The organism is Thermodesulfobacteriota bacterium (assembly GCA_025062045.1).
In the GTDB taxonomy this organism is placed as follows: domain Bacteria; phylum Desulfobacterota; class Syntrophorhabdia; order Syntrophorhabdales; family JANXAF01; genus JANXAF01.
Genome location: JANXAF010000010.1, coordinates 23,204 through 28,203, shown reverse-complemented (window position 1 = coordinate 28,203; position 5,000 = coordinate 23,204). Strand labels below are relative to the sequence as shown.

General features: G+C 50.1%; 3 protein-coding genes, 1 tRNA gene and 2 rRNA genes (1 of these 6 cut by a window edge). 5 read left to right on the top strand and 1 reads right to left on the bottom strand.

Translation table 11 applies throughout. The annotated features are described in order from the left end of the window. Both NZ583_07465 and rrf read left to right on the top strand, forming a co-directional pair. Positions 1-2,635, top strand: a 23S ribosomal RNA gene (locus NZ583_07465) (it extends 386 nt beyond the left edge of the window). A gap of 41 nt (positions 2,636-2,676) precedes the next feature. Beyond that, positions 2,677-2,793: ribosomal RNA gene (rrf, locus tag NZ583_07460) — 5S ribosomal RNA — on the top strand. Between the two features lie 4 nt (positions 2,794-2,797). On the opposite strand, the gene NZ583_07455 is transcribed toward rrf, so the two are convergent. Next, positions 2,798-3,439, bottom strand: coding sequence for an isochorismatase family protein (locus NZ583_07455; protein MCS7281444.1), 642 nt, complete (start codon positions 3,437-3,439; stop codon positions 2,798-2,800). Between the two features lie 58 nt (positions 3,440-3,497). On the opposite strand from NZ583_07455, the gene NZ583_07450 reads away from it, so the two are divergent. From NZ583_07450 to NZ583_07440, 3 genes are all read left to right on the top strand, one after another. Further along, positions 3,498-3,570: transfer RNA gene (locus NZ583_07450), tRNA-Gly, on the top strand. A 19-nt stretch (positions 3,571-3,589) separates the two neighbouring features. Then, complete coding sequence (gene sixA / locus NZ583_07445; protein ID MCS7281443.1) at positions 3,590-4,048, top strand: phosphohistidine phosphatase SixA; 459 nt, start codon at positions 3,590-3,592, stop codon at positions 4,046-4,048. A gap of 112 nt (positions 4,049-4,160) precedes the next feature. Further along, a partial coding sequence (locus tag NZ583_07440) for a long-chain fatty acid--CoA ligase (protein ID MCS7281442.1) occupies positions 4,161-5,000 on the top strand: 840 nt, incomplete at its 3' end.

The following is a 5,000-nucleotide window of genomic DNA, read 5'->3' as shown; positions in this document are numbered from 1 at the left end:
TCTGGAAAGGTTGGCCATAGAGGGTGATAGCCCCGTATCCGAAAGGAAATACCCTTCCTGGATAAAGTCCTGAGTACCACGGGACACGGGGAATCCTGTGGGAAGCTAGGAGGACCATCTCCTAAGGCTAAATACTACCTGGCGACCGATAGCGCACAAGTACCGTGAGGGAAAGGTGAAAAGAACCCCGGGAGGGGAGTGAAATAGAGCCTGAAACCGTGTGCCTACATACAGTGGTAGCCCGTGGAAACACGGGTGACCGCGTACCTTTTGCATAATGGGTCAGTGAGTTACTCTGTGCAGCGAGGTTAAGCCGATTGAGGTGGAGCCGTAGCGAAAGCGAGTCCGAATAGGGCGCTAAGTTGCACGGAGTAGACCCGAAACCAGGTGATCTATCCATGGCCAGGGTGAAGTTCCGTTAACCCGGGACGGAGGCCCGAACCCACTGAGGTTGAAAACTCAGGGGATGAGCTGTGGATAGGAGTGAAAGGCTAAACAAACCTGGAGATAGCTGGTTCTCCCCGAAATATATTGAGGTATAGCCTCCCACAGTCGGTTATGGAGGTAGAGCACTGGATGGGCTAGGGCTCCTACAAGAGTACCAAACCCAACCAAACTCCGAATGCCATAACCTAAAGTGGGGGAGTCAGACCGTGGGCGATAAGGTCCATGGTCGAGAGGGGAAGAGCCCAGACCACCAGCTAAGGTCCCAAAAATGTGCTAAGTGGAGAAGGATGTGGATTCGCTAAGACAGCCAGGAGGTTGGCTTAGAAGCAGCCATCCTTTAAAGAAAGCGTAACAGCTCACTGGTCTAGCGAATCTGCGCCGAAAATGTAACGGGGCTTAAGCACATTACCGAAGCTGTGGATCCATCGCAGAATGTTGTGCGGTGGATGGTAGGGGAGCATTCTGCTAACCTGTGAAGGTGTACCCGTGAGGGACACTGGAGGAGGCAGAAGAGAGTATGCTGACATGAGTAGCGATAAACAGGGTGGAAAACCCTGTCGCCGTAAGCCCAAGGTTTCCTGAGCAAGGGTAATCCTCTCAGGGTTAGTCGGCCCCTAAGGCGAGGCCGAAAGGCGTAGCTGATGGGAAACAGGTTAATATTCCTGTACCACCAGGTAAACGTTATACCGAAGGGGGGACGGAGAAGGGTATGCCATCCAGGTGACGGAATACCTGGTCTAAGCCGGTAGAGGGACCTCATAGGCAAATCCGTGAGGTCGCAAACCTCGAGAGGTGATGGGGACCCCGGTTTTCGGGGGAACTGGCAGATCCCACGCTTCCAAGAAAAGCCTCGTAGGGAGTTTACCTGGTGACCGTACCGCAAACCGACACAGGTGGGCGAGGAGAGAATCCTAAGGCGCTTGAGATAACCCTGGTTAAGGAACTCAGCAAACTGGCACCGTAACTTCGGGATAAGGTGTGCTCCGGGAGGTGATGGGACTGGCTCCCTGAGCTTTCCGGAGTCGCAGCGAAGCGGGGGTGGCGACTGTTTACTAAAAACACAGGACTCTGCAAACTCGTAAGAGGATGTATAGGGTCTGACGCCTGCCCGGTGCTGGAAGGTTAAGGGGAGACGTTATCCTGAGTTACCCTCAGGAGAAGCGTTGAACCGAAGCCCCAGTAAACGGCGGCCGTAACTATAACGGTCCTAAGGTAGCGAAGTTCCTTGTCGGGTAAGTTCCGACCTGCATGAATGGCGTAACGACTGCCCCGCTGTCTCAACCAGGGACTCAGCGAAATTGGAATGGGGGTGAAGATACCCTCGACCCGCGGCAAGACGGAAAGACCCCGTGAACCTTTACTACAGCTTGACAGTGAACTCCGGGATAGTATGTGTAGGATAGGTGGGAGGCTGGGAAGTGCTGGCGCCAGCTGGCATGGAGCCGTCCTTGAAATACCACCCTTACTGTCTTGGGGTTCTAACTCGGACCCGTTATCCGGGTCGAGGACACTGTCTGGCGGGTAGTTTGACTGGGGCGGTCGCCTCCAAAAAGGTAACGGAGGCGCGCAAAGGTCGGCTCAGGCTGATTGGAAACCAGCCGTAGAGTGCAAAGGCATAAGCCGGCCTGACTGTGAGACCTACAAGTCGAGCAGACGCGAAAGCGGGCCTTAGTGATCCGGTGGTCCCGAATGGAAGGGCCATCGCTCAACGGATAAAAGGTACTCCGGGGATAACAGGCTGATCTCCCCCAAGAGTTCACATCGACGGGGAGGTTTGGCACCTCGATGTCGGCTCATCCCATCCTGGGGCTGAAGTAGGTCCCAAGGGTTTGGCTGTTCGCCAATTAAAGGGGTACGTGAGCTGGGTTTAGAACGTCGTGAGACAGTTCGGTCCCTATCTGCCGTGGGCGCAGGATAACTGAGAGGAGCTGTCCCTAGTACGAGAGGACCGGGATGGACGGACCTCTGGTGTACCAGTTGTCACGCCAGTGGCACAGCTGGGTAGCTAAGTCCGGAAGGGATAACCACTGAAAGCATCTAAGTGGGAAGCCCACCTCAAGATTAGTTATCCCGTCCGGTAGCGATACCGGACTAAGACCCCAGAGAGACTATCTGGTCGATAGGCCGGTGGTGTAAGCGCTGTGAGGCGTTGAGCCTACCGGTACTAATAGGTCGAGCGCTTGGCCATACGTCTAGACTAACATATATGGTTGTCAATAAGAGTTTGAACCCGGCAACCATAGCGGAGGGGAAACACCCGTTCCCATCCCGAACACGGAAGTTAAGCCCTCCAGCGCCGATGATACTGCAGGGGAGACCCTGTGGAAAAGTAGGTCGTTGCCGGGTTCTTTTATTTTAGATCTGCTAAACTTCTATAGACCCGGACGCCCATCCTTTCCATTTTGTCGATTGCTTCTTTCGCAGTTACAGGATCTACACCCTTCGACAGTTCGTCTAAGAAGCATACTTCGTAGCCTCTAGCCTTTGCGTCAGTTACAGTTGCCAAAACGCAATAGTCTGTTGCTAGTCCAAAAATGATGAGTTCGCCTATTCCTCTCTCTTTGAGAAAAAGTTCGAGACCAGTCTCGAAACCGCCATCGTCGCAAAAGGCCGAGTAGCTATCATATAGGGGATTCTGCCCCTTTTTCACCACCCAATCTATGAGCCGGGTGTCGACGACTATCTCTGCACCCTTTGTATCCTGGACACAGTGGGGAGGCCAAAGAATCTGTTTTCTGTCACCAATAACTATCTCTTCGTAAGGACGTTTTCCTAGGTGATTGGTAAAAAAAGAGATATGATCAGGTGGGTGCCAGTCCTGACTGGCTACGATAAGAAGTCCTTCGTTTTTAAGTGAACGGACTGCCTCCTCAACTTTTCTCAAATACTCTAAGTCTGTCCCAGGCACAGGGAGGGCTCCCTTATAAAACTCCGTAAAATCTGCTTGTAGATCTACAAGAATCACTGCTTTTACTTTTGAGTTTAAAGCCATACGGACCCTCCGTAATTGACATTTGTCGTTTTCGTGTAGTAACAATATTATTAAAGATGCGGGCATAGCTCAATAGGTAGAGCGCAAGCTTCCCAAGCTTGATGTCGCGGGTTCGATTCCCGTTGCCCGCTCTGAGATTTCTTAGGTACGATGATTGTCTACCTTTGCCAGCACGGCGAAGCCAAACCGGAATCAGAAGATCCAAATCGTTCCTTAACAGATAAAGGAAAAAAAGACGTAACGCGCGTTGGAGAATATCTATTAACCAGTGGTATTCAAGTTTCCCAAATTTTACATTCAGGAAAACTTAGGGCCCGAGAGACTGCAGAAATCCTTTCTCAGTTCGTAAAGCCGGCTTTAGGTATAAAAGAGGTAAAAGGATTAAACCCACTCGATGATCCAACAGAAATCGCAGAAATCATAAATGGTGCAAAAGATCCCCTGATGATTGTCGGACATATGCCAAATCTTGGCTCTTTATCCTCTCTATTGATTTTAGGATCCAAGGACAGGGAGGTTGTTCGGTTTTCGTTTGGGGCAGTCATAGGCCTTTTGAAGACGGACAAGGGATGGGTTGTGGAATCCATAATAAGGCCTGAAAACCTTTGAAAATTGAATTAATAGGGTCCCGACCAGTAACCAACAGTTCTCCAAAGAGCTAAATTTCCTTTACTTTTCAACCGAATGTATGGTAATTTAGCCAAAAATTCTGGAGGGAGCGATGTCCGGAACGGTATGGCAGGTCTTTTATGACACCGCTAGAAAAAACGCTCATAAGACAGCCGTAATCTATCAGGGCATTGAACTTTCATATGCTGAACTACTCGATCTTTCTTTGCGTTTTGCAAATAGCCTTCAGAAAAAAGGAGTAGAAAAAGGACAAAGAGCGATCATATATTTGCCACATTGTCCCCAGTGGGTCATAAGTTGGTTTGGCTTGCAAGGAGCTGGCGTTTGTCCCGTTCCGATAACCCATTTTTATGGATCGCAGGACATAGAGTACATAGCGAAAGACAGTGGCGCAAACGTAATCATTTGTTGTGAAACTAATTACCAGAATGTTGAGCCATTGTTGGCCACAGGTCTTTTCAAACATGCAATATATACCAATACGTCCGAACTCCTCCCCACTTGGAAGGAGCTTATCTACGAAGCTTTGGAAAAATCGAAGAACGTTCCCTATCCCCGTGACACGTTGCTCTTCCATAAATTGATAGCAGAAGGTGAAGGAACTTGCGAACCTAAGACGAGTTCAGAAGACTTGGCAGAAATTCTATATACCAGCGGAACTACCGGTTTACCTAAAGGCGTACCGTTTACCCACGACGTTTATCTGTGGAGCACAACTGAGGAGAGAAATACGGTTGCAAAGGTCGTACCTAAGGGAAAGGCGGTCATCCTCCAGGGATCACCCCTTTATCACATCCTGGGTCAAGCTCAAGGACTAGCTGGACTTCTTTTTGGTGACTCTATAGTATTACTTCCCAGGATGGACATAGAAGAGGTTTTAGCATCGATAGATCGGTACCGGATAACGAACATGTTCGGAACACCCACCTTC